The organism is uncultured Sphingomonas sp. (assembly GCF_913062585.1).
GTDB lineage: Bacteria > Pseudomonadota > Alphaproteobacteria > Sphingomonadales > Sphingomonadaceae > Sphingomonas.
In genome coordinates this window covers 1-22,525 of the sequence record NZ_CAJXWX010000003.1, presented here as the reverse complement: position 1 = coordinate 22,525, position 22,525 = coordinate 1, and the positions used below count along the sequence as shown (strand labels likewise).

Annotated in this window: 22 protein-coding genes; 15 read left to right on the top strand and 7 right to left on the bottom strand. The window is 66.5% G+C overall.

Features of this window, described 5'->3' with window-relative positions; genetic code table 11:
• The first annotated feature begins 125 nt into the window (after positions 1-125).
• The 4 genes from QZ546_RS03400 to QZ546_RS03385 all read left to right on the top strand — a co-directional run bounded on the left by QZ546_RS03400 (position 126) and on the right by QZ546_RS03385 (position 3,795).
• Positions 126-569, top strand: coding sequence for an Lrp/AsnC family transcriptional regulator (locus QZ546_RS03400; protein ID WP_294234742.1), 444 nt, complete (start codon positions 126-128; stop codon positions 567-569).
• 173 nt (positions 570-742) lie between these two features.
• A complete protein-coding gene (locus QZ546_RS03395) occupies positions 743-2,416 on the top strand; it encodes an amidohydrolase (RefSeq protein ID WP_294234739.1) in 1,674 nt (557 codons plus the stop codon).
• A gap of 34 nt (positions 2,417-2,450) precedes the next feature.
• Positions 2,451-2,573: a hypothetical protein gene (locus QZ546_RS03390; protein WP_294234736.1), complete on the top strand. Its 123-nt coding sequence runs from the start codon at positions 2,451-2,453 to the stop codon at positions 2,571-2,573.
• 145 nt (positions 2,574-2,718) lie between these two features.
• Positions 2,719-3,795: a choice-of-anchor A family protein gene (locus QZ546_RS03385; protein WP_294234733.1), complete on the top strand. Its 1,077-nt coding sequence runs from the start codon at positions 2,719-2,721 to the stop codon at positions 3,793-3,795.
• Between the two features lie 476 nt (positions 3,796-4,271).
• Here the strand turns inward: QZ546_RS03385 and ctrA are convergent, their stop codons facing one another.
• The 3 genes from ctrA to QZ546_RS03370 all read right to left on the bottom strand — a co-directional run bounded on the left by ctrA (position 4,272) and on the right by QZ546_RS03370 (position 7,106).
• On the bottom strand, positions 4,272-4,973 hold the full coding sequence (gene ctrA, locus QZ546_RS03380) for a response regulator transcription factor CtrA (protein WP_294234730.1): 702 nt from the start codon (positions 4,971-4,973) through the stop codon (positions 4,272-4,274).
• A gap of 103 nt (positions 4,974-5,076) precedes the next feature.
• A complete protein-coding gene (locus QZ546_RS03375; protein ID WP_294234727.1) occupies positions 5,077-6,171 on the bottom strand; it encodes an AI-2E family transporter in 1,095 nt (364 codons plus the stop codon).
• The gene (locus QZ546_RS03370; protein WP_294234724.1) at positions 6,168-7,106 is read right to left on the bottom strand and encodes a LysR family transcriptional regulator; all 939 of its coding nucleotides are present in this window, start codon (positions 7,104-7,106) and stop codon (positions 6,168-6,170) included. The genes QZ546_RS03375 and QZ546_RS03370 overlap by 4 nt, the downstream gene beginning before the upstream one ends.
• A gap of 141 nt (positions 7,107-7,247) precedes the next feature.
• Between QZ546_RS03370 and QZ546_RS03365 the strand changes: the two genes are divergently transcribed.
• Together QZ546_RS03365 and wrbA are read left to right on the top strand one after the other, a co-directional pair.
• Positions 7,248-7,970, top strand: coding sequence for a pirin family protein (locus QZ546_RS03365; RefSeq protein WP_294234721.1), 723 nt, complete (start codon positions 7,248-7,250; stop codon positions 7,968-7,970).
• A gap of 27 nt (positions 7,971-7,997) precedes the next feature.
• Entirely contained in the window at positions 7,998-8,600 is a 603-nt protein-coding gene (gene wrbA / locus QZ546_RS03360) for an NAD(P)H:quinone oxidoreductase (protein ID WP_294234719.1), read from the top strand.
• Positions 8,601-8,786: 186 nt separating this feature from the next.
• On the opposite strand, the gene QZ546_RS03355 is transcribed toward wrbA, so the two are convergent.
• Together QZ546_RS03355 and QZ546_RS03350 are read right to left on the bottom strand one after the other, a co-directional pair.
• Entirely contained in the window at positions 8,787-9,440 is a 654-nt protein-coding gene (locus tag QZ546_RS03355; RefSeq protein ID WP_294234715.1) for a hypothetical protein, read from the bottom strand.
• A 67-nt stretch (positions 9,441-9,507) separates the two neighbouring features.
• Positions 9,508-10,299: a M15 family metallopeptidase gene (locus QZ546_RS03350; RefSeq protein ID WP_294234712.1), complete on the bottom strand. Its 792-nt coding sequence runs from the start codon at positions 10,297-10,299 to the stop codon at positions 9,508-9,510.
• Between the two features lie 49 nt (positions 10,300-10,348).
• On the opposite strand from QZ546_RS03350, the gene QZ546_RS03345 reads away from it, so the two are divergent.
• Both QZ546_RS03345 and arfB read left to right on the top strand, forming a co-directional pair.
• The gene (locus tag QZ546_RS03345) at positions 10,349-10,990 is read left to right on the top strand and encodes an RluA family pseudouridine synthase (RefSeq protein ID WP_294234709.1); all 642 of its coding nucleotides are present in this window, start codon (positions 10,349-10,351) and stop codon (positions 10,988-10,990) included.
• 11 nt (positions 10,991-11,001) lie between these two features.
• Positions 11,002-11,427, top strand: coding sequence for an alternative ribosome rescue aminoacyl-tRNA hydrolase ArfB (gene arfB, locus QZ546_RS03340; protein ID WP_294234706.1), 426 nt, complete (start codon positions 11,002-11,004; stop codon positions 11,425-11,427).
• A 190-nt stretch (positions 11,428-11,617) separates the two neighbouring features.
• Here arfB and QZ546_RS03335 read toward each other — a convergent pair whose 3' ends face one another.
• Complete coding sequence (locus QZ546_RS03335; protein WP_294234705.1) at positions 11,618-11,995, bottom strand: hypothetical protein; 378 nt, start codon at positions 11,993-11,995, stop codon at positions 11,618-11,620.
• A gap of 125 nt (positions 11,996-12,120) precedes the next feature.
• Here QZ546_RS03335 and QZ546_RS03330 point away from each other — a divergent pair, with 125 nt between their 5' ends.
• The 7 genes from QZ546_RS03330 (at position 12,121) to QZ546_RS03300 (ending at position 20,827) form a co-directional block, all read left to right on the top strand.
• Entirely contained in the window at positions 12,121-13,083 is a 963-nt protein-coding gene (locus QZ546_RS03330) for a metalloregulator ArsR/SmtB family transcription factor (protein WP_294234702.1), read from the top strand.
• Complete coding sequence (metF, locus tag QZ546_RS03325; RefSeq protein WP_294234699.1) at positions 13,080-14,021, top strand: methylenetetrahydrofolate reductase; 942 nt, start codon at positions 13,080-13,082, stop codon at positions 14,019-14,021. Before QZ546_RS03330 ends, metF begins: the two co-directional genes overlap by 4 nt.
• Before the next feature lie 268 nt (positions 14,022-14,289).
• Positions 14,290-15,336: a homocysteine S-methyltransferase family protein gene (locus tag QZ546_RS03320; protein ID WP_294234697.1), complete on the top strand. Its 1,047-nt coding sequence runs from the start codon at positions 14,290-14,292 to the stop codon at positions 15,334-15,336.
• Between the two features lie 133 nt (positions 15,337-15,469).
• Positions 15,470-18,067, top strand: coding sequence for a methionine synthase (gene metH / locus QZ546_RS03315; RefSeq protein WP_294234693.1), 2,598 nt, complete (start codon positions 15,470-15,472; stop codon positions 18,065-18,067).
• Positions 18,068-18,223: 156 nt separating this feature from the next.
• Entirely contained in the window at positions 18,224-19,408 is a 1,185-nt protein-coding gene (locus tag QZ546_RS03310; RefSeq protein ID WP_294234690.1) for an EAL domain-containing protein, read from the top strand.
• A gap of 115 nt (positions 19,409-19,523) precedes the next feature.
• The gene (gene gntA / locus QZ546_RS03305; protein ID WP_294235231.1) at positions 19,524-20,234 is read left to right on the top strand and encodes a guanitoxin biosynthesis heme-dependent pre-guanitoxin N-hydroxylase GntA; all 711 of its coding nucleotides are present in this window, start codon (positions 19,524-19,526) and stop codon (positions 20,232-20,234) included.
• On the top strand, positions 20,231-20,827 hold the full coding sequence (locus QZ546_RS03300) for an urea carboxylase-associated family protein (protein ID WP_294234687.1): 597 nt from the start codon (positions 20,231-20,233) through the stop codon (positions 20,825-20,827). Before gntA ends, QZ546_RS03300 begins: the two co-directional genes overlap by 4 nt.
• A 129-nt stretch (positions 20,828-20,956) precedes the next feature.
• Here the strand turns inward: QZ546_RS03300 and QZ546_RS03295 are convergent, their stop codons facing one another.
• Complete coding sequence (locus QZ546_RS03295; RefSeq protein ID WP_294235229.1) at positions 20,957-22,492, bottom strand: alkaline phosphatase family protein; 1,536 nt, start codon at positions 22,490-22,492, stop codon at positions 20,957-20,959.
• Positions 22,493-22,525 lie beyond the last annotated feature (33 nt).

Below are 22,525 nucleotides of genomic sequence, written 5' to 3'. Positions count from 1 at the left end.
GGACTCTCCGTATAAATGTTGGAACGATAATAGCGCCGAGCGGGCGGGAGAGGTGTGCAAAGCTTTCCCGGACGATCGTATAAATTGGGATTTCCGTGCGCGGAATGGCGGAGTAGCAGGATGAAATGTCCGACGTGATCGACCGCCGCATCCTGGCCCAGCTGGCCCGCGATTCCGACCTGACCAGCGCCGCGCTGGGCGAGAAGGTCGGCCTGTCCGCCAGCGCGGCGCATCGCCGGGTGGCCCAGCTGCGCGAGGCCGGCGTCATCACCGGCTATCGCGCGATCCTGAGCCATGAGGCGCGCGGGCGGCCCTCGACCGTGATGGTCAACGTCACGCTGAAGGACCAGCGGCAGGAGACGATGGCCGCGTTTGAGCGCGAAATCCTGCGCTGTCCCGAGATCGTCGAATGTTTCCTGATGAGCGGCGAGGCGGATTACATGATCCAGGTCGAGGTCCGCCGCGACGACAGCTACGAGCGTATCCACCGCGAAACGCTGGCGCGATTGCCGGGGGTGACGCGACTGGCCTCGCATTTCGTGATCCGCGAGGTGGTGCGGCGGTCGTGACACATATTCCTCCCCTGCAAGGGGAGGTGGCGCGCGTAGCGCGTCGGAGGGGTGTCACCCTATCGAGAGCGCGACACCCCTCCGTCAGGCTTCGCCTGCCACCTCCCCTTGCAGGGGAGGAATGATGTGCGTGCGGCTTCCCACCTTCCCATTCACCCGATAGGGATCGGCGCATGGTAAAGCAGGCTTTCTCCCCCCGCATCCTCCGCTCCGCCATCGCCGCGCTGGCGATCGCATTGACGCCCGCCGCGGCGTTCGCCGATGCGCTGGTCGACAATGTCACCGGCCTGACGCTCGACAAGAACGGCAAGGTCGTCCGCTTCACCGGCCTGCTGCTCACCCCGGACGGCAAGGTCGTGCGGCTGCTGTCGGCCAAGGACAAGCGCCCGGAGAAGCTCGACTGGCGCGCCGACATGAAGGGGCGGGTGCTGCTGCCCGGCTTCATCGATTCGCACGGGCATGTCATGGCGCTGGGCTTCCGCCAGATCGAGCTGGACCTGTCGCCGACCAAGTCACTGGACGAGGCGAAGGCGCGGATCGCAGCCTATGTCGCGGCCAATCCCGACCGGAAATGGATTTTGGGCGGCGGTTGGAATCAGGAGAGCTGGGCGCTGGGCCGCTTTCCCACCGCCGCCGACATGGATGCGGTGGTGTCCGACCGCCCGGTCGTGATGGAGCGCGCCGATGGCCATGCGCTCTGGGCCAACAGCGCGGCGATGAAGGCGGCAGGGATCACGGCCAAGACCGTCTCGCCCTCCGGCGGGCGGATCGAGAAAGTCGGCGGCCAGCCCTCCGGCGTGTTCGTCGATGGCGCCATGGCGCTGATCCAGAAGGCGATCCCGCAGCCGCTGGCCAAGGACCGCAACGCCGCCTTCCTGAAGGCGCAGAACGAGCTGCTGAGCCACGGCATCACCGCGACGGCCGATATGGGCACGACGCTGGACGAGTGGATGACCTATCGCCGGATGGGTGATGCGGGCAATCTGCGCGTCCGCATCATGAGCTATGGCGGCGGCGTCGAGGATAGCGTGCGGATCGGCGGCACCGGCCCGACGCCCTGGCTGTATAACGACAAGCTGCGGCTGGTCGGCGTGAAGCTGTACGGCGACGGCGCGCTGGGGTCGCGCGGCGCATGGCTGAAGCAGCCCTATGCCGATGCGCCGGGGCAGTCGGGCCTGGGCTTCATGACCGACGACGTCATCCGCAACCTGATGAGCCGTGCGGCGATGGACAAATATCAGGTCGCCGTCCACGCGATCGGCGACCGCGCGAACGCGCAGGTGCTCGACGCGATCGACGAACTGGCCGAAACCTATAAGGGCGACCGGCGCTGGCGGATCGAACATGCGCAGGTGGTCGACCCGGCCGACCTGCCACGCTTCGGCAAGCATGGCATCATCGCCTCGATGCAGCCGGTGCACGAGACGAGCGACCGGCTGATGGCCGAAGCAAGGCTGGGGCCGGCGCGGCTGGCGGGGGCCTATGCGTGGAACACCATGCTGAAGAACGGCGCGACCCTGGTCTTCGGATCGGATTATCCGGTCGAAAGCCCCGATCCCTTCGCGGGCTGGGCGGCGGCGATCACCCGCCAGGGCCCGGATGGCCAGCCCTATGGCGGGTGGCAGCCGCAGGAGATCATCGGGCGCGAGGCGGCATGGCGCGCCTTCACCATGGACGGCGCCTATGCCGGGTTCGCCGAGGATCTGTTCGGACGGCTGGGGCAGGGGCAGCAGGCGGACTTCATCATCGTCGACCGCAACCCGCTGGACATCAATCCCAGCGAGTTGCGGGGTACCAGGGTCGAAGAGACTTGGATCGGCGGCCAGAAAGTGTGGGAGCGGCGCTGACATGCACGCGCGGCGGATAGCCTCGAGATGGGCGATGCTGCCGCTGATGCCGGCACTTCTGGGCGCGAATGATCCTCTGCCGATCCGCGAGGTGCCCGCCGATGGCCGGGTGACGATCATGATCGACGGACAGGCGATCCCGGCGCGGATCTGCTGAACACCTGCTCGTCGATCACCTATGACAAGCCGGGGGAGACGGTGACTCTGCGCTGTCGGCGTGTCGGCGAGGCCGTTGCACTTCGGGACAGGGCAGCGCACGCGGGGTAAAGATTTGGAAGGGCCTTTGGTCTATGATCGAGATCATGAAAAACCGCCTTCTCCTCGTCGGTCTGGTCGCGGCCGCCCTCCCTTCGCTCGCCATCGCCTCGCCGGTGGTGGTCGGTATCGACGCGCTCAAGGAGTGGAACCTGATCGTTCTCGGGGACCTGACCTCCAGCTCGGAGGTCGAGGGGCGGACATTTGTCGGCGGGAATCTCAGCGGCAATTCGTCCAATTACCAGATCCAGCCCGTGCCGTCGTCCAGCAATGGCGAGCCCGGCCTGACCGTGGTGGGCAATGTGCTGGGCGGTGCCAAGAACCTGAATAACGGCTCGGGCGCGCTGGTCGGCGGCAATGTGTCGAGCGGGTTCAACCTGAATGGCGGCGTGCAGACGGTGAAGGTGGGCGGCACCCTGTCCAACACCAACATCAACCAGAATATCGTCCAGTCGGGGTTGGGCAGCAGCGATCCCAGCTTCGTCGCGGGGCTGACCCAGCAGAAGACGGTGCTGGCCAGCAGCATGACCGACCTGTCCAACGGCTATGCCCAGCTCGCCGCGACGGCGCAGGTGTCGATCGCCAACAACCGGGCGACCTTCAACGCCGTCCCCAATGCCAATGGCGTGGGGGTTTTCAACCTGACGGCGGCGGACCTGTCGCACTTCGGCGAGATCGCGTTCAACGCCAATGGGCTGGATACGGTGATCGTCAACGTCTCGGGCACCTCCATCGCGTTGAACGACAATTTCCTGGGCAATTCGACGGGTCTGGGCCAGCATGTCATCTGGAACTTCCCCGATGCGACCAGCCTGCAGCTGTCGACCGCGTGGAAGGGATCGGTCCTGGCGCCCAAGGCAGCGGCGACGACCAGCAATTATATCGAAGGCTCGGCCGTGTTCGGCAGCCTGATCCAGAACGGCGAATTTCACCTGGGGACCTATATCGGCACCTATTCGCCCTCGTCGCCCAATCCGCCGACCAGCTCGGGTGGCTCGTCGGGCGGGACGGGGAGCAGCGGCGGGACGCCGACATCGGTGCCCGAGCCCGCCAGCGTGGCGCTGATGGCGGGGGGCTTGGCGTTGCTGGTCCTGGCGTTGCGACGACGACGGGTGGTGGCCTGACCCTAGGCCGGATCGACATTCAACCTATTCCTCCCCTGTAAGGGGAGGTGGCAGGCCGAAGGCCTGACGGAGGGGTGTCCCGGTTGGAGAATTTGGACCTACCCTCGCCACCGGGGAGACCCCTCCACCATGCTACGCATGGTCCCAGTGGCAGGTCGATCATGCCCCCGGCATGATCTGGATTGCCTGGGAGGCAATCCACCTGCCCCTCCTTCCAGGGGAGGAATTTGCCCCATCGTGGCTGAATGTTGATCGGCCCTAGGCGGACGGGCAGGGCGTGGCCCCTTCGACTGCCTGCCAAGGCAGGCGCTCAGGACAGGCTTCGACTTCGCTCAGGCTGAACGGATGTTGGGATACGTGACCAAAAGCCCCTCGCTCCGTTCAGCCTGAGCGAAGTCGAAGGCCAAGGGAATCCATAAGAAAAAGGCCGGTCCGCGCCCCCGCGAACCGGCCTGTTCCGTAACCTCTAATGGCGGTCAGGCGACGGCGGCCTGCTCCACCTCGTCGGGCTCGCGCAGCACATAGCCGCGGCCCCAGACGGTCTCGATATAATTCTCGCCATCGCAGGCCAGGCTCAGCTTCTTGCGCAGCTTGCAGATGAAGACGTCGATGATCTTCAGTTCCGGCTCGTCCATCCCGCCATAGAGATGGTTGAGGAACATTTCCTTGGTCAGCGTGGTGCCCTTGCGGAGCGACAGCAGCTCCAGCATCGCATATTCCTTGCCGGTCAGATGGACGCGGGCATTATCGACCTCGACCGTCTTGGCGTCCAGGTTGACCGCCAGCTTGCCGGTGCGGATGATCGACTGCGAATGGCCCTTGGACCGGCGGACGACCGCATGGATGCGCGCGATCAGTTCCTCGCGGTGGAAGGGCTTGGTGACATAGTCGTCGGCGCCGAAGCCGAAGCTGCGCACCTTCGAGTCCATCTCGTTGATGCCCGACAGGATCAGCACCGGGGTGGAGACGCGGGCGACGCGCAGCCGCTTCAGCACGTCATAGCCGTGCATGTCGGGCAGGTTCAGGTCGAGCAGGATGATGTCGTAATCATACAGCTTGCCCAGATCGAGGCCTTCCTCGCCCAGATCGGTCGTGTAGACATTGAAGCCTTCGCTGCCGAGCATCAGCTCGATCGCCTTGGCCGTCGTCGGTTCGTCCTCGATCAGCAATACGCGCATCGACAGTCCCCATTCGCGAGCGATCGCCCTCCGATGTCCCCCGGCGACCTGACACTCTATTCATTAACCAACGTGGGTGTGAACGCAAAAGGTTAATTCGGTCCTAACCCGGATTATTATTGTCTTGTTTTACACGCGCGCCGGGGCCCAGCAGGCTTTGATGGTCCACGGGCGGAATGTCTTCGCCCAGGACTTCGCGAAGATACAGGCTGCGGATCAGCGTAAAGGCGACGATCAGCAGCGCGGCCGAGAAGAACAGCCCGAACAGGCCGAAGATCGTGCCGATGCCGATGATGGCGAACAGGGTGACGGCGGGCGGGATGGCGACGACCCGGCTCGTGACGAAGGGGGTGATCGCATTGGTCTGGACCAGGCGGACGACCGCGAAGGTGATGAGCGTGCCGATGATGGCGCCGTTGCCGCCCTGCGCCGCCAGCCCCAGCGCGGGCAGCATCGCGGCGATCGGGCCGACATAGGGCACGAATTCGCTAAGCCCCGTCAGCAATCCCAGCGCGGCGGCCGAGGGTACGCCCGCGATCGCCAGGCCCACGCCGACCAGCACGCCCATCGTCGTCATCTGGATCAGCTGCGCGCGCAGCCACAGGCGTAATGTCGATCCGGTGTCGAACAGCGCATCCTCCATGGGCGCCCGCATCGACCGGGGAATGAGGAGCAGGAAGCCGCGCTCATAGACCTTGGGATCGGCGGCGAAGAACAGCGCGCCGACCAGCAGCAACAGGCAATTGAGGATGAACTCGCCCGCGCCCGACACGATGCCGCCGATGTCCTGCGCCACCCGGCTGCCCGCATAGGCGGCGCGGACCGCATCGACCACCTTGGCCCCGACGGGCGATTGCGAGGCCCAGGCGGCGAGCTGGTCGATCAGGATGGGCAGTTGCGTGACCAGCGTGTTGAGCTGCTGGCGAAAGGCGACGCCGAACAGCCAGGCGAGGAATCCCAGCACCGCCAGCACGGTCGCGATAGACAGGGTCAGCGAACGCTTCGGCCCGATCGGCAGATGGTCGGCATAGAGATCGGCGATCGCATGGATGACGATCGCCCCCAGGATCGACCCGAAGGCCAGGATCAGCAGGTCGCCCGCGCGGAACAGCGCGGCGGTGACGCCCAGGATCAACAGGGTCAGGACGATGCGGCGGATGAAGCGCGCATCGCCGTCGTCGGGACGCAGGCGGTTCATCGGGCGGTCTCCGTCGCCTTTTCCGTCGCGCGGTGGGCGGTCACGCACGGATCGCGCACCCGGTCGGCGAGCCAGGCGATCAGCGCCTCGACCCGGGCCGGGCGCAAGGGGCTGGGCGGGGTCAGCAGATGCAGGCCGATCGGCGGCGGCGTCCACGCCTCCAGGATCTCGACCGCCTTGCCCGAGGACAGATAGGGCCCGATGATGAAGCCGGGCAGCCGCGCGATCCCTAGCCCCGTCAGCACGGCGGGGACCAGCGCATCGCCGCTATTGGCGGTCAGTGGTCCTTGCGCCCGCACCGAGACCTCCGCTCCGTCCGCCCGGCGAAAGCGCCACGGACCGGTGCTGTTGGCATAACCGAGCAGCCGGTGCTCGCCCAGTTCGTTGGGATGGGTCGGCATGCCATGCTTCGCCAGATAGCCCGGCGAGGCGACGACATGTGTCGAAATCCCGCACAGCCGCCGCGCGCGCAGCGAACTGTCGGGCAGGTCGGCGATGCGCAGCGCGATGTCATAGCCTTCCGCGACGATATCGACCCGCGCGTCGGACAGGTTGAGCTCGATCTCTATCCCCGGATGCGCGACAAGGAAGTCGGCGATGATGGGCGCGATATTGGTCACGCCGAACGACATGGGCGCAGCCAGGCGGATGCGGCCGGCCGGCGCGCTGGCGGCATCGCGCGCGGCTTCCTCGGCGGCGCGCGCCTCGGCCAGGATGCGCGCGGCATGTTCGGCCAGCGGCTTGCCCGCCTCGGTCAGGGCCAGGCGGCGGGAGGTGCGGTGGAACAGTGACTGGTTCAGCTGAGCCTCCAGCCGGGTGATCGCCTTGGACACCGTCGCCTTGGACAGGCCGATCGCATCGGCGGCCGCGCTGAACGAACGATGCTCGACCACCGCGGCGAAGATGGCCCAGGCTTCCAGATCCGGCAGACGCATCGACACCCTTATGATCCCCCACATGCGGCACCGGCGGCGCGGCCTCGCGCTACAATGAACGTGGAAACGATCGGTTTCCAGCGTTTCCGTTTACGCGCTCATAATCGGCCCTATCTTGTGGGCAACCAAGGGAGAAATTCCATGACTGCCATCACTGCCGAAAAGAGCGTCGACCGTCGCAGCTTCGAAAGCCTGGGCCATGCGAACCATGGCTGGCTGGATGCGCGGCATCATTTCTCGTTCGCCAATTATTACGATCCTGCGCGCATGGGCTGGGGCGCGATCCGGGTGTGGAACGACGACGTCATCGCCCCCAATGCGGGCTTTCCGCCGCATCCCCATGCCGACATGGAGATCATCACCTATGTCCGCACCGGTGCGATCACGCACCAGGACTCGATGGGCAATGTCGGCCGCACCGCGGCGGGCGACGTCCAGGTGATGAGTGCCGGGTCGGGCGTGCGTCATGCCGAATATAATCTCGAGACCGAACCGACCACGCTCTTCCAGATCTGGATCGAGCCGCGCAGCCGGGGCGGCCAGCCGAGCTGGGGCGCCAAGCCCTTCCCCAGGGGCGAACGGTCGGGCAAGTTCGTGACGCTGGCCAGCGGGTTCGAGGAGGATGGCGATGCGCTGCGCATCCGGGCCGAGGCCCGGGTGCTGGCCGCAACGCTGCGCGCCGGTGAGTCGGTCGAGCATAGCGTGGGCGAGGGGCGTCACGCCTATCTCGTCCCCGCCACCGGGCGGATCGAAATCGACGGTGTACCGTTCGCGGCACGCGACGGTGCGGCGCTGAGCGGCGGGCGGACGGTGACGATCACCGCCGTCGAGGATGCCGAGATCGTTCTGGTCGATGCCGAATAAGTCACGTTTCTGAAAAGGAGAATTCCCATGGCGAAGGTTCTGGTGCTGTATTATTCGTCCTACGGCCATATCGAGCAGATGGCCGACGCCATCGCCGAGGGCGCGCGTTCGGCGGGCGCCGAGGTGGATATCCGCCGCGTCGCCGAAACCGCGCCGCCCGAGGTGGTCGCCGCCGCCCACTTCAAGACCGACACCGCGCACCCGGAGATCGAAGGCCCCGACGCGCTGATGAACTATGACGCGATCGTCGTCGGCACGCCGACCCGCTATGGCCGGATGGCGAGCCAGATGGCGGCCTTCTGGGACACCACCGGCGGCGTCTGGATGAAGGGCGGCCTGGTCGGCAAGGTCGGCGGCGCCTTCACCTCGACCGCCAGCCAGCATGGCGGGCAGGAGACCACGTTGTTCTCGGTCCTGACCAACCTGATCCATCACGGCATGACCATCGTCGGGCTGGATTACGGTTTCCAGGGCCAGATGGGCGTGAAGGAAGTCCATGGCGGCACGCCGTACGGCGCGTCGACGCTGGCGGACGGCGACGGCAGCCGCCAGCCGAGCCAGGTCGACCTGGACGGCGCCCGCTACCAGGGCAAGCGCATCGCCGAGACGGCCGCCAAGCTGTTCGGATGATGGGAAGGACGGGGGCGCCGGTGGGTGCCCCCGTTTTCCTTATGTGTCGGGTGTCGGGGCGTGGCCTTCGACTTCGCTCAGGCTGAACGGCCGTTGGGGGCAATCCCGATCCCTAAACCCCGTTCAGCCTGAGCGAAGTCGAAGGCCAAGGTAAAGCCTCGCCCAAACCACCGGCCTAGGATGCGCCTACCGCACCCCCACAGTGACCGTCACCGCGACAAGCCTGCCACTTCGTCTACCGATCAGGGTTATGTCGGCCCCAACACCATGTGGATCGATCATGGCGATCATCGCCATCACCGGGAAATCGGCCGTGAACAGCGGTGTGAACGTCTTCACATAGGGTTTGGTAATGACGGTCGTACCGGCCTTGTCATCGACCCACGCGCTCATGCTCGAGGACGAACCGACAAAGCGTAGCCCGGCCGGAACGGGGTAGGACGGCGTCTGACGATTATCAGCGGCGCGTTCGACGCAGGCGCTGGGCTCCAGACGTCCACTGACAGGCCCGTAGCTTCCTCTGTTAATCGAATAGCGCAGACAATTGCCGGTGTTCAGGTAGAGCGTCACCGGAAGATTGCCTGGCGACCAGGCATCGACGATGCGAGCGCCTTCGATATTGGGCAGTTCGGTGGCGAAATAGATATTGCGATCGGTAAATGGTCCTCGGGTCGGGTCGGCATAGTGGAAAGCAGGCTTGAATTCGAGAATCGAGATGGAGGGGAGCGCCTTGAATTCGGCCGCGTCGGAAGCCTGATCCGACCGCTGCGCCAGAACGGGCGTGGGAAGCATGGTCAGAGCGGCGACCGCCGCCAACATATGCGTCGCGCGTTCCGTCATGCGATGTGCCCCTCTAGCTATGGAAGGTCGATCCTAAGCGGGGGCGGCGATTCTGTCATGCCACCGCTCAGGGTCTTTGGCGGCGGGACTTGGCCTTGCTCGCAGCTGCGTTTGGCGCGACTGGCGGCGTCACCGGCACCGGTGGCTGGCTCGTCACCATGACCTTCAAGGGATCGCGTATCCCCGGATCGGCCGGAAACTGCGCGCGCGCCCGGGCGAAGATCGCGCGCGCCTGCGCCGCACCCGGCTCGGTCGGGCTCGTGCCGACCCAGCGCCAATGCCAGGGTTCCCACTTCACCCGCTGCGCATTGCCCGCCGGAAAGCTCATCTCGAAGCCGAAGCGGGTCGCGTTGGCGATCAGCCAGCGTGCCGCCGGGGTAGCCGCCATGCACGCCTCGGCATCCGGGCAGCCCTTGGCCGGGCGGACCGCGAAGTCGATCGCATAGCCGGTCGCATGTTCGCTATGTCCGGCGGGCGCGACCGAGATGGCGCGCTCGGCCGCCGAGACGCTGCGGTCGCGGCAGAAGACGTTGCGCTGGCGGGCAACCTCGCGGTGGCAGGACAGGCCGCGCAATTCGCCGCGGACCGACGGATCGGCCCTGGCGGCCTCGAGCAGGCGCTGCAGATCGGCGATCGTCGCGCGGTGCAGGCGGCAATAGGGCTTCAGTCCGAAGCCGGCGGGCGCCGGCACGATATCGGCGGGGGGCGCATCGCCGTACGGGAAATGGCCCGCGAGCCGGCCGTCGGGCCCGGGCGGCGGCAGCGCGCCGTCGCAGGACTGGGCCTGCGCCGCGACCGGCAGGGCCGCGAACATCGGCAGCGCCAGAAAACGCAGGAAAGCGGTAAGAGCGGTCGGCATGACGCGCGCGCCTCTGGCATGTCGGCGCTGGCGGTGGCAAGGGAGCGCGATGCACGGAGATCGCGTTCTTTTCATCGACGGCGAAGCGCTGGTTATCGACAAGCCAGCGGGTCTGCCCGTCGATCGGCCCCGCAACGGGGCGATCAGCCTGGAAAACCATCTGGAATCGCTGAAGTTCGGCTTCAAGCGCTGGCCCCATGCGGTCCACCGGCTGGACCGCGACACCAGCGGTTGCCTGTTGCTGTCGCGCAATCCCAAGGCGCATGCGCGTTTCCAGCAGGCGTTCGAGGCGGGCCTGGTCGAAAAGCGGTATCTTGCGGTGCTGAACGGCCTGGTCGAGGGTGAAGGCCTGATCGACTTGGCCTTGGCCAAGGTGTCGACCCGGGAAGATGGCTGGCGAATGGTCGCCGATCCGGCGGGCAAGGCGGCACGCACCGGCTGGCGCGCGCTGCGCCATGAGGGCGGGCGCACGCTGGTGGAGTTCCGGCCCGAAACCGGGCGCACGCACCAGATCCGCGTCCATGCCGCCACGGGCCTGGGCGCGCCGGTGGTCGGCGATCCGGTCTATGGCGCGGGCGAGGCGGGCGGGATGCTGCTCCACGCCGCCAGCCTGACCGTGCCGCGCGGCGACAAGGATCCGATCACCGCCGAGGCTCCGATTCCGGAACGCTTCGGCGTCTTCCAGAACTAGGCGGCCATGCGATGGCGCTGATCCCCGTCACCCGCGCCATCGCGATCGACGAGCGCGAGATCGCCGAGAGCTTTACCCGTGCCTCCGGGCCGGGCGGGCAGCATGTGAACACGACCGACAGCGCGGTGCTGTTGCGCTTCGACGTGGGCGCGTCGCCGAGCTTGCCGGAGGCGGTGAAGCTGCGCCTGGCGGTGCTGGCGGGCCAGCGATTGAGCAAGGACGGCGTGCTGACCCTGCGCGCCGATGCCAGCCGATCGCAGGAAATGAACCGGCGCGAGGTGCGCGAGCGGCTGATCGAGCTGATCCGCGAGGCGACGATCGTGCCGAAGAAACGGCGGCCGACAAAACCGACACGCGCATCCCAGACCCGGCGGGTGGACGCCAAAAAAGGGCGTGCGCAGGTGAAGGCGGGGCGGGGGAAGGTTCGTTTCGACTGAGGCCGTTGGGGGCGTTGGGGCGTGGCCTTCGACTGCGCTCAGGCTGAACGGAGCGAGGGGGTTTTGCCCCGCATCCCAACATCCGTTCAGCCTGAGCGCAGTCGAAGGCCACGCAATCCACTCGCCCAAAGAAAAACGGGCCGGCGAAATGATCGCCGACCCGCTTCCGCAATCCCAAGGGATGAAACCCTTAGCGGCGGACATCCTCGCCCGCACGGACCAGCGCGTTGCCGGTCGCCTGGCGGGCCTTGTCGGCGCCGTTCTCGATCTTGTCGCCCGCCCGGTCCAGGCCGCGGTCGATATTGTCGCCCGCGCGATCGGCATGGGCGGCGGCGCTATCACCGGCGCGGTCGAGCTTGTCGCCCGCCTTGTCCATCGCGTTCTCGGCCGAGTTCAGCGCCTTGGCGGTCGCGGCTTCGACATCGTCCGAGGCGTTCTGGGTCGTCGCCTTGACGTCGGAGCCGATGGCGTCGGCGGCCTGCTGGGTTTGTTCGCGGCTGTTCTGGCTGCACGCACCCAGCGACAGGGCGGCGGCGCCGGTCAGGGCAAGGATCAGGGCCTTCTTCATGACAGTCACTCCCGTTTTCATCATTTGATCGGCGTGCCAACGCAGATCATCCGTTTCGGGTCCGTGTCGGCTGAAATGAGTTCGCTCCGTTGACCGCATATAAAGATATCTTTATATCATGATCCATGGCCAATGCGCTCGAAATCTTTCGCGCCCTCAGCGATCCGACGCGGCTGCGCATCCTGGCGCTGCTGCGGTCGATGGAGCTGTCGGTCGGCGAGCTGGCGCAGGTCCTGGGTCAGAGCCAGCCGCGCGTCAGCCGCCATGTGAAGATCCTCGTCGATGCCGAACTGGCCGAGCGGCGCAAGGAAGGCAGCTGGGTCTTCGTGGCGCTGGGCGATCGCGAGGCGGTGGAGCCGATGACGGCGGCGCTGGACCGCTGGACGGTGGAGGCGCCCGACCCGTGGGTGCTGGCCGATGTCGCGCGGCTGGCGGCGGTACGCGCGGACCGGGCGGCCAGTGCGGCGGCCTGGTTCGAGGATCATGCGGGCGAGTGGGATGCGATCCGGTCGCTCCATGTCGCGGACAGCGAGATCGAGGAGGCGATGGCGGGCCTGATCGGCGAGGGCGATCTGGGCGCGCTGATCGACATCGGCACGGGCACCGGGCGGATGCTCGAGCTGTTCGGCGACCGGGCGGACAGCGCGCTGGGCATCGACCGCTCGTCGGAAATGCTGCGGTTGGCCCGCGCCAAGCTGCATGGTCGCGCCAATACCGAACTGCGGCAGGCGGATCTTTATGCGCTGCCCATGGGCGACGGTGCGGCCGATATCGCGATCCTGCACCATGTCCTGCATTTCGCGCAGCAGCCGGGGGCGGCGATCGCCGAGGCGGCGCGGGTGCTGGGGCCGGGCGGACGGTTGCTGATCGCGGACTTCGCGCCGCACGACCGCGAGGAATTGCGGCAAAAGGCGGCGCATAGTCGCCTGGGCTTTGCCGACGAACAGATGGCCGGTTGGTTCGGCCCCGCCGGGCTGACGCTGGCGGAGACGAAGACGCTGGAGGGCGGCGAGTTGACCGTCAAGCTCTGGCTGGGTGTGAAGAAGGGGCTTCGGCCCGTCGAGACGAATAGGGTGAAGGCGGCATGACGAACACGATTCTGACCCAGGCCGAGGCGGCGCTGGCGCATGACGAACCGCTGTTCGCCGATGTCGGCGGCGACATTGCGGTCAGTTTCGAGTTCTTCCCGCCCAAGACGGAGAAGATGGACGCACAGCTCTGGGATGCGATCCGCACGCTGGAGCCGCTCGACCCGCGCTTCGTCTCCGTCACCTATGGCGCGGGCGGCACGACCCGTGAGCGCACCCATGCGACCGTCGCGCGCATCCAGCGCGAGACGACGCTGGCGGCGGCGGCGCACCTGACCTGTGTCGAGGCGACCCGCGAGGAGATCGACCAGGTCGCGAACGAATATTGGGCGGCGGGCGTCCGGCATATCGTGGCGCTGCGCGGCGATCCTCCTGCCGAGGGCGCGCGCTTCGTCAGCCATCCGGGCGGGTACGAGAATGCCGCCGATCTGGTCGCGGGGCTCAAGAAGCTGCACCCGTTCGAGATTTCGGTCGCCGCCTATCCCGAATGCCATCCGGAATCGGCCGACCAGGCGGCCGACCTCGACAATTTGAAGCGCAAGATCGACGCGGGCGCGACGCGGGCGATCACCCAGTTCTTCTTCTCGCCGGACGCCTATTTCCGCTTCCGCGACGCGGCGGCGGCGGCGGGGATCACCGCCGAGATCCTGCCGGGCATCCTGCCGGTGTCGAACGTGGCGCAGACCCGCAAGTTCGCCGCCATGTGCGGCGCCGCCATCCCCGACTGGATGGACCGGCTGTTCGAGGGGCTGGACGATCACCCCGCCGCGCGCCAGCTGGTCGCCGCGACCATCGCCGCCGAGATGTGCCGTCGTCTGTATGCGGGCGGGGTGAAGGGTTTCCACTTCTACACCCTCAACCGCGCCGAGCTGGCCTATGCGATCAGCCATTTGCTGGGCGTGCGGGGGAAGAAGGCCGAGGCGGTCGCGGCGGCGTGACGATTAGCCCCCTCCCGCAGGCGGGAGGGGGTTGGGGGAGGGGCGGTTCCACAGACCGTGTCGCCTGTGGCTTTCCCTCCCCCGGCCCCTCCCGCTTGCAGGAGGGGAGTGATGAAATCGAGGGTCGGGGCGGCGACAGCACATAACCTACGACCCAAGCACGCCCCTCCCGCAAGCGGGAGGGGATGGGGGAGGGCAGGCCACGAGCTAATCGCTCAAGGCTAACCACCCAGACGAACAACCGCTCGCCAGAGCAGGAGCAGTACCGATGACGACCCGCGACACCTTCCTGGCCGAAGCCACCAAGCGCATCCTGATCACCGACGGCGCATTCGGCACGGAAATCCAGAACTGGAAGCTGGACGAGGCGGCCTATGCGGGGACGCTGGGCCTGACCCATGACCAGAAGGGCAATAACGACATCCTGGCGCTGACCAAGCCCGAGGTGCCCGAGGCCATCCACCGCGCCTATTTCGAGGCGGGGGCGGACATCGCCGAGACCAACACCTTCTCCGCCAACCGGATCAGCCAGGCCGATTACGGCGCTGAACATCTGGTGCGCGAAATCAATGTCGAGAGCGCGAAGCTGGCCCGTCGCATCGCCGACGAATTCGCCGCGAAGGACGGCCGCCCCCGCTTCGTCGCGGGCGCGATCGGGCCGACCAACAAGACGCTGTCGCTCAGCCCGGACGTCAACGATCCGGGGTATCGCGAGATCGACTTCGATTACCTCAAGGACGTGTACCGCGAGCAGATCGACGCGCTGGTCGAGGGCGGGGCCGACTTCATCCTGATCGAGACGGTGTTCGACACGCTGAACGCCAAGGCCGGGATCATGGCGACGATCGAGGCGGGCGAGGCGCTGGGCCGCGAGATCCCGATCATGCTGTCGATGACGCTCACCGACCTGTCGGGCCGCAACCTGTCGGGCCATACGGTCGAGGCCTTCTGGCACGCGGTGCGCCATGCCAGGCCGCTGACCATCGGGCTGAACTGCTCGTTCGGCGCGGAACAGCTTCGCCCGCATGTGAAGACGCTGTCGGAGATTTGCGACACGCTCATCATGATCTATCCCAATGCCGGGCTGCCCAACGAACTGGGCGCCTATGACGAAGCGCCCGTCACCACCGCCGGTCTGGTCGGCGAATGGGCGGTCGAGGGGCAGGTCAATGTGCTGGGCGGCTGCTGCGGCTCGACCCCTGCGCATATCAAGGCGATCGCCGACAAGGTGAAGGGCATGGCGCCGCGCACCATCCCGACCCCGCCGGTCGTCACCCGCCTCGCCGGGCTGGAGCCGTTCACCATGGCGGCCTGACCGTCTAGCCCTCTCCCCTCCGGGGAGAGGGTTGGGTGAGGGGACGGGGTCTCGTAGAGACCGGCCTCTCGGTGAGACACAGCCCCTCTCCCAACCCTCTCCCCGGAGGGGAGAGGGCTAAGAAGAAGAACCAATGACCACCAACACTTCCACCAATTTCGTCAATGTCGGCGAGCGGACCAACGTCACCGGCTCGGCGGCGTTCAAGAAGATGATCCTGGCGGGCGACTATGCCCGCGCGGTGGAGGTGGCGCGCAGCCAGGTCGAGAATGGCGCGCAGGTGGTCGACGTCAACATGGACGAAGGGCTGCTCGACGCCGAATACGCCATGACCACCTTCCTGAAGCTGATCGCCGCGGAGCCTGACATCGCGCGCGTGCCGATCATGATCGACAGCTCGAAATGGAGCGTGATCGAGGCGGGCCTGAAGTGCGTGTCGGGCAAGCCGATTGTCAATTCGATCAGCATGAAGGAAGGCGAGGAGGCGTTCCTTCATTACGCCCGCCGCTGCATGGCGTATGGCGCGGCGGTGGTCGTCATGGCGTTCGACGAAGTCGGGCAGGCCGACACCAAGGACCGCAAGGTCGAGATCTGCGCGCGTGCCTATGACCTGCTGATGTCGATCGGCTTTCCGCCTGAGGACATCATCTTCGACCCCAATGTCTTCGCGGTCGCCACCGGCATCGAAGAGCATAACAATTACGGCGTCGACTTCATCGAGGCGTGCCGCGAGATCAAGGCGCGCTGTCCGCACGTCCATATCTCGGGCGGCCTGTCGAACCTGTCGTTCAGCTTCCGCGGCAACGAGCCGGTGCGCCGCGCGATGCACTCGGTGTTCCTGTACCACGCCATCCCGGCGGGCATGGACATGGCGATCGTCAATGCGGGCCAGCTCGACGTGTATGACACGATCGACCCCGAGCTTCGCCAGGCGTGCGAGGATGTCGTCCTCAACCGTGACCCCGAGGCAGGCGAGCGGCTGGTGGCGCTGGCCGAGCGCTATCGCGGCACCGATGCGGTCGCCGAGAAGCAGGCCGCCGAATGGCGCAGCCTGCCCGTCACCAAGCGGCTGGAATATGCGCTGGTCAAGGGCATCGACGCGCATGTCGTCGACGATACCGAGGAATGCCGCCAGGCCTTTGCCCGCCCGATCGAGGTGATCGAAGGCCCGCTGATGGACGGCATGAACGTCGTCGGCGACCTGTTCGGATCGGGCAAGATGTTCCTGCCGCAGGTGGTGAAGTCGGCCCGCGTCATGAAGAAGGCGGTCGCGCACCTCCTCCCCTTCATCGAGGCGGCCAAGGAGCCGGGCGCCAAGGGCAAGGGCAAGATCGTGCTCGCGACCGTGAAGGGCGACGTGCACGATATCGGCAAGAACATCGTCGGCGTCGTGCTCCAGTGCAACGGCTTCGAGGTGGTCGATCTGGGCGTCATGGTACCCTGGTCGAAGATCATCGCCTCGGCGGTCGAGAATGATGCCGACATGATCGGCCTGTCTGGCCTCATTACCCCCTCGCTCGACGAGATGGTGACGGTGGGCGAGGAGATGCAGCGGGCGGGGATGACCATGCCGCTGCTGATCGGTGGCGCGACCACGTCGAAGGTGCATACCGCGCTGCGTATTGCGCCCGCCTATTCGGGGCCGGTGGTCCATGTCCTCGACGCCAGTCGCGCGGTCGGCGTCGCCACGACGTTGGTGTCCGATACGCAACGCGACCCTTATGTCGCGCAGGTCGCCGCCGATTACGAAGCCGTCCGCAAGGCGCGCGAGGGCAAGGGTGCCAATGCGCTCCTGCCGTTGGAGGAAGCCCGTGCGCGCGGCTTCGTCGCGGACATGGCGCTGAAGGCGGGCGAGCCAAAGCAGCCGGGCGTGCATGTCTATCAGGACTGGGACCTGTCCGACCTGCGCGACTATATCGACTGGACGCCCTTCTTTCGCGCCTGGGAACTGGCGGGCAATTTCCCGGCCATCCTGACCGATGAGGTCGTCGGCGAGAGCGCCAGTGGGCTCTATGCCGATGCGCAGGCCATGCTCGACACGATCATCGCCGAGAAGTGGCTGACCGCGCGCGGTGTCGTAGCGCTCTGGCCGTGCCGTCGCGACGGCGACGACGTGATCCTGACGGCGGATGGCGAGGAGACCCGCATCCCTTTCCTGCGCCAGCAGATCGCCAAGCGCGAAGGCCGCGCCAATATGTGCCTGGCCGACTTCATCGACCCGGCGGGCGACTGGATGGGTGGCTTCGCGGTCGGCATCCACGGTATCGACACGCATATCGAACGCTTCCGGGCAGGGCATGACGATTATAACGACATCCTGCTGAAGGCGCTGGCCGACCGTCTGGCCGAGGCGTTTGCCGAGCGGCTGCACGCGCATGTCCGCACCGACCTGTGGGGCTATGCGGCGGGCGAGCAGCTGACCAACGAGGCGCTGATCCGCGAACAATATCGCGGCATCCGCCCCGCGCCGGGCTATCCCGCCTGCCCGGAGCACAGCATCAAGCGGACGCTGTTCGACCTGCTGGGCGCCGAACAGGCGGTCGGGCTGGAGCTGACCGACAGCTTCGCGATGCTGCCGACGGCGGCGGTCAGCGGCTTTTACTTCGGGCACGCCCAGGCCGAATATTTCGGCGTCGCGCGGATCGGCGAGGATCAGGTGGCGGACTATGCCACGCGACGCGGCGTCGATGTCGCACAGGCGACCCGCTGGCTACGTCCCAATCTCGATTGATGTGGATAACATCTTATAAAATAAAAATTTTATGGTTAATGAAAGGCCTTTCGTCTATGCAGTGTCCTTAATCCAAGCTAATCCTCGCTACCGTATCGGGCATAACTCCGCATAGCAGGGCTGTGGTGGGCTGCCGTCTACGGGGGCTTGGGCAGGGTGCCGAACGGGCGTTATGAGATCGAGATCAGCAACCTGGATCTGATCCAGGCCTGTTGGGGGCCGGTGGTGGCCGATCAGGTCGTTGGCCATATCCGGACCCGATTGCGCCATATGGGCGTCGGCGTCATGCAGGACGAGACGCCCGGACGCTTTCGGCTCACCGGCGATTTGCGGTTTCAGGAGCCGCTGGACTGGGACCGGCTGGCCGACCTGTCCTATCGCCTGACCGCCGAGCCGATTTCGATCGAACTGACTACCGGGCTGGCGGGGTCGGCGCTGCACGCCGTGATGAAGTGGGCGACGGAAGAGCCGCCGCGCTATCGCTGTCCGCGCGATATCGAACGGGACCATGGCGAGCGGTGGTTCGCCATCTACAAGAGCGATATGCAGATCGTCGCTCATGCCTTTCGCTGCGCGGGCGAGGGGCGGATGATCCCCCATTGGCAACCCGTCTGCGATTATCGCGATCCGGCCCGGATTCTCTATCATGAGGGGCTGGTCCGCTTCGGCGAGCAGAGCGAGGCCTTGTCGCCCGGTGTGATCTTCCCGGCCCTGGAGCGTACGGGCACGGCGTCGACCTTCGACTGGGTGATGGTCCGTCATGTGCTGGACGAACTGCGCGCCCATCCGCAGGCGACGCTGGCGGTCAATATCTCCGCGAACTCCACGCATCGCCAGGGCTGGTGGCGCAATATCCTGGCCGATCTGGCGACGCGACCCGATCTGGCGAGGCGCCTGGTCGTCGAGATCACCGAGACCGAGCCGATCGTCCATATCGAGGAAGCCATTGCCTTTGCCCATGCGCTGCGGGCGACGGGCGCGACGCTGGCGCTCGACGATTTCGGGGCGGGCTTCACCTCGATCCGGCAGCTTATGGGGCTGGTCCCGGCGCTGGTGAAGATCGACGGCGTGTTCCTGCAACGGGCGACTCGCCCGCAAAACCCCTGCCGGAGCCTGCCGCATCTGATCGAACTCATCCGCGAACTGGGCGGCACGGTCATCATCGAAGGCGTCGAGACCCAGGCGATGGCCGACCTGGCCTTTGTCAGCGGGGCGGTCTGGCAGCAGGGTTATCATCATGCCCGGCCGTCGCCGATACGCAGCGGCATCAGCCAGCCTTTGTCGCTCGACGCGATCGGGGCGGAGGATCGGAATCGACCATCGGTGGGCCAATCCAGATAAAGGCCAAGATTGATCTTGGTCAATATTGGAAGATATTGCCTCCAATTAATTGTCATTGATAGATATTTCTGGAACGCTCCGTCGTGGCGTGACGTTGGGGCATCCCATGTCCGATATGACCAGCAGTCTCTTTCCCGCCCATGATCCCAGCGAGCCGAAATCGGCCGCAATGCTTCGCGACCATATCGCGGCGGCGGATTTCCCGTGCGTCGGCGCAAAGGCGGCGATGGCGCGAGGTACGCTGGATATTCTGGGCGCCCGCGACATCGCCAGCGCCTGGGACGATCTGCGTATCCATGACCGGCTGCGGCGCTTCGCCGAACGCTACCGCGCCGAGCCGCAGCTGTTCCGCAGCCTGGCGGTGGTGTTCGCCGGGCCCGAGCGGCTGGATGAAGCGGCGTTCGAGCGCGCCGTCTGGGCGCGAATCCAGTCCCTGTCCGACAAGGATGTCTGGCTGGGGCAAGACTGGGATATGCGGGTCAGTTCCAATCCCGACGATCCGCATTTTTCGCTGTCCTTCGGCGGCGAGGCGTTCTTCGTGGTCGGGCTGCATCCGGGCGCCAGTCGTCCGGCACGGCGCTTTCCCCGGCCCGCCATGATCTTCAACCTGCACGACCAGTTCGAGACGCTGCGCGCCCAGGGCAAATATGAGGGGATGCGCGAAAAGATCCTGATGCGTGACGAGGCGCTGGCGGGATCGCGCAACCCGATGCTGGCGCGGCACGGGGAAATGAGCGAGGCGCGGCAATATAGCGGACGGGTGGTGGAGGAGGGTTGGCGCTGCCCCTTCCATTATGCCGGTGGCGGGAGCGAGGCCAAGCCGTGAGCGACCAGACCGTCGAAATCCCCCCGCGCAGCGGCGATGCCTTCCGCATGGCCAAGGGCGACTCCCTTACGGTGATCGACCCGCGCGGACGGCAGGTCGCGGACCTGCTCGCCTTCAACGCCGACGATCTGGACGAGGTGATCTCGTCGGGCCGCACGCTCGACTATGCCGAGACGATCCGGCTGACGACGGGGCACAAGCTCTATTCCAACCGGTCGCGGGCGATGCTGGAGATCGTCGCGGACACGGTCGGGATGCACGACTTCCTGCTGACGCCCTGCTCGGTCGACACCTTCGACCATTTCTATCCCGACCTGCCGCGCCATCGCGGATGTTTCGGCAATCTGGCCGCAGCGCTGGCGCCCTATGGCGTGACACCGGACCGGATCCCGGTGGCGTTCAACTGCTTCATGAACGTACCGGTCGATGGCCAGACCGGCAAGCTGGAGGTGCTGCCGCCGCTGAGCGGGCCGGGGGATCATATCCGTTTCGTGGCGCAGATGGATCTGGTGATCGGGCTGACGGCGTGCTCGGCGCCCGCGTCGAACGGGGGGAGCTTCAAGCCGATCCGGTATCGGGTGGAGCGCGCCTGAAAACTTCCTCCCCTGTAAGGGGAGGGGAACCATGCGCAGCATGGTGGAGGGGTGTCCCGCTCTCGATAGGGGGACACCCCTCCGTCAGGCCTGTGGCCTGCCACCTCCCCTTTCAGGGGAGGAATGAGGTTACTTCCTACACGTATCCGCCGCACCCGGATCGAGGTCCAGACAGCGCCCGTCGACCCCCGGCATGGGCAGCCCGATGGTCGCGGCCAGGGTCGGGGCGACGTCGACCGTCTCCACCGACAAAGGCTGCTCGAACCCCGCCATGCCCTTGCGCCAGAACAGGATCGGCACGCGGCGGTCATAGTCCCAGGGCGAGCCATGCGTCTCGACATAGCCGGGACCGGGCTCTTCGATCGTGGTCACGCGCGGCTTCAACAGGATCAGCAGATCGCCCGACCGCGTCGGGTCATAGGAAGACCGCGCCTTTTCCTTCAGCGTCCAGGTTTCCGGCGGGGTGGTCGGCCACGGCGTCGCCGCGATCTCGTCACGGGTCAGCGCGGCGGCCACCTGCGGCAGTGCCTCGTAGCGCCGTTTCGCCTCGGCCAGCACCTTGGCGCGGGTCGCGGGCGGCAGCGCGGCGTTGATATAGATGTCGCCCTCGGCGCTCATCATGATGGGGGGCGTGTTGGGCAGGCCCAGCGCCTGGGCGATCGTCGCGGCCATCGCCTTGGTCTTCGCCTCGGGCGCGACATGGCTTTCCATCGGCATGGCGCGCTCCTGCTGGCGCTCGGTCATGTCGTGCGCGCCGTGATCGGCGGTCAGCATCACCTCATAATCCACGCCGGTCGCATCCAGCACGTCGAAGAAATCCGCCAGCGACCGGTCGAGCTCGGCCATCTGGATGCACATCTCGGCACCCTGGGTGCCCAGCGCATGGCCGATATAGTCGGTCGCCGACAGCCCGACCGACAGGATATCGGTCTGCGGCCCCTGGCCCAGCTTCATGTCCTGGACGAAGCCCGCCGCCATGGCCAGCACCGCCGCATCGGCGGCCGGCGAGACGCGGAACCCCTTCAGGTCGCCCGCCGCGCGCTGGAACCGGCCGGTGCCCAGCGTCTGGTCGCCGACGGTGATCGGGCGGTCGAGCGGCTTGCAGAAACCGGGCAGCGGCAGCGGCGCCTGCGGGCGGGCGACCAAGTCGGCGACCGCCTTGCGCGTGCGCTCCACGACCGGCGGCACGGCGCGTCCGGCATAAGAGACATAGGTCTTGCCGTCCCACCACCAGATCTCGTCCATCTTGTGGCCGCCCATCATCACGGCGGCGCGGTCCTTGCCCGCGACCGAGACGGTGCGCACGCGCGGATCGGCGGTCTTCATCCGCTCGCCCAGCGTCGGCACCTTCAGATGCTTGTCCGACACGGTGTAGTTGTCGTGGGTCATGCCCGCGACGCTTTCGTCCTCCGAGCAATAGACGATCTTGTCCGCGCGCCCGACCGACTGGTCGACCCAGTTGTTGGCGATGATGCCGGTATGCGCCGGGCGATAGCCGGTCAGGATGGTCGAGTGGCCGGGACAGGTCTCGGTCGCGGCATGGCTCTGATAGCCCGAGGGGAAGACCGCGCCGGTCAGCAGCCGCGCCATGCCGCCGGTGAAGTGGTTGCGATATTGCTGGAACAGGTCGGCGGAGAACTGGTCCACCGAGATCGCGACGATCAGCTTGGGCGGCGTGGTGGGGAAGGGGGGCTGGGG

Coding starts and splice junctions, on each gene's coding strand:
- metF (WP_294234699.1), top strand. CDS start 13,080: ATGACGAACACGATTCTGACCCAGGCCGAGGCGGCGCTGGCGCATGAC.
- QZ546_RS03330 (WP_294234702.1), top strand. CDS start 12,121: ATGGCCAATGCGCTCGAAATCTTTCGCGCCCTCAGCGATCCGACGCGG.
- arfB (WP_294234706.1), top strand. CDS start 11,002: ATGGCGCTGATCCCCGTCACCCGCGCCATCGCGATCGACGAGCGCGAG.
- wrbA (WP_294234719.1), top strand. CDS start 7,998: ATGGCGAAGGTTCTGGTGCTGTATTATTCGTCCTACGGCCATATCGAG.
- QZ546_RS03395 (WP_294234739.1), top strand. CDS start 743: ATGGTAAAGCAGGCTTTCTCCCCCCGCATCCTCCGCTCCGCCATCGCC.
- QZ546_RS03350 (WP_294234712.1), bottom strand. CDS start 10,299: ATGCCGACCGCTCTTACCGCTTTCCTGCGTTTTCTGGCGCTGCCGATG.
- QZ546_RS03370 (WP_294234724.1), bottom strand. CDS start 7,106: ATGCGTCTGCCGGATCTGGAAGCCTGGGCCATCTTCGCCGCGGTGGTC.
- metH (WP_294234693.1), top strand. CDS start 15,470: ATGACCACCAACACTTCCACCAATTTCGTCAATGTCGGCGAGCGGACC.
- QZ546_RS03385 (WP_294234733.1), top strand. CDS start 2,719: ATGAAAAACCGCCTTCTCCTCGTCGGTCTGGTCGCGGCCGCCCTCCCT.
- QZ546_RS03355 (WP_294234715.1), bottom strand. CDS start 9,440: ATGACGGAACGCGCGACGCATATGTTGGCGGCGGTCGCCGCTCTGACC.
- QZ546_RS03375 (WP_294234727.1), bottom strand. CDS start 6,171: ATGAACCGCCTGCGTCCCGACGACGGCGATGCGCGCTTCATCCGCCGC.
- QZ546_RS03320 (WP_294234697.1), top strand. CDS start 14,290: ATGACGACCCGCGACACCTTCCTGGCCGAAGCCACCAAGCGCATCCTG.
- QZ546_RS03365 (WP_294234721.1), top strand. CDS start 7,248: ATGACTGCCATCACTGCCGAAAAGAGCGTCGACCGTCGCAGCTTCGAA.
- ctrA (WP_294234730.1), bottom strand. CDS start 4,973: ATGCGCGTATTGCTGATCGAGGACGAACCGACGACGGCCAAGGCGATC.
- QZ546_RS03335 (WP_294234705.1), bottom strand. CDS start 11,995: ATGAAGAAGGCCCTGATCCTTGCCCTGACCGGCGCCGCCGCCCTGTCG.
- QZ546_RS03345 (WP_294234709.1), top strand. CDS start 10,349: ATGCACGGAGATCGCGTTCTTTTCATCGACGGCGAAGCGCTGGTTATC.
- QZ546_RS03390 (WP_294234736.1), top strand. CDS start 2,451: ATGCTGCCGCTGATGCCGGCACTTCTGGGCGCGAATGATCCTCTGCCG.
- QZ546_RS03400 (WP_294234742.1), top strand. CDS start 126: ATGTCCGACGTGATCGACCGCCGCATCCTGGCCCAGCTGGCCCGCGAT.
- gntA (WP_294235231.1), top strand. CDS start 19,524: ATGACCAGCAGTCTCTTTCCCGCCCATGATCCCAGCGAGCCGAAATCG.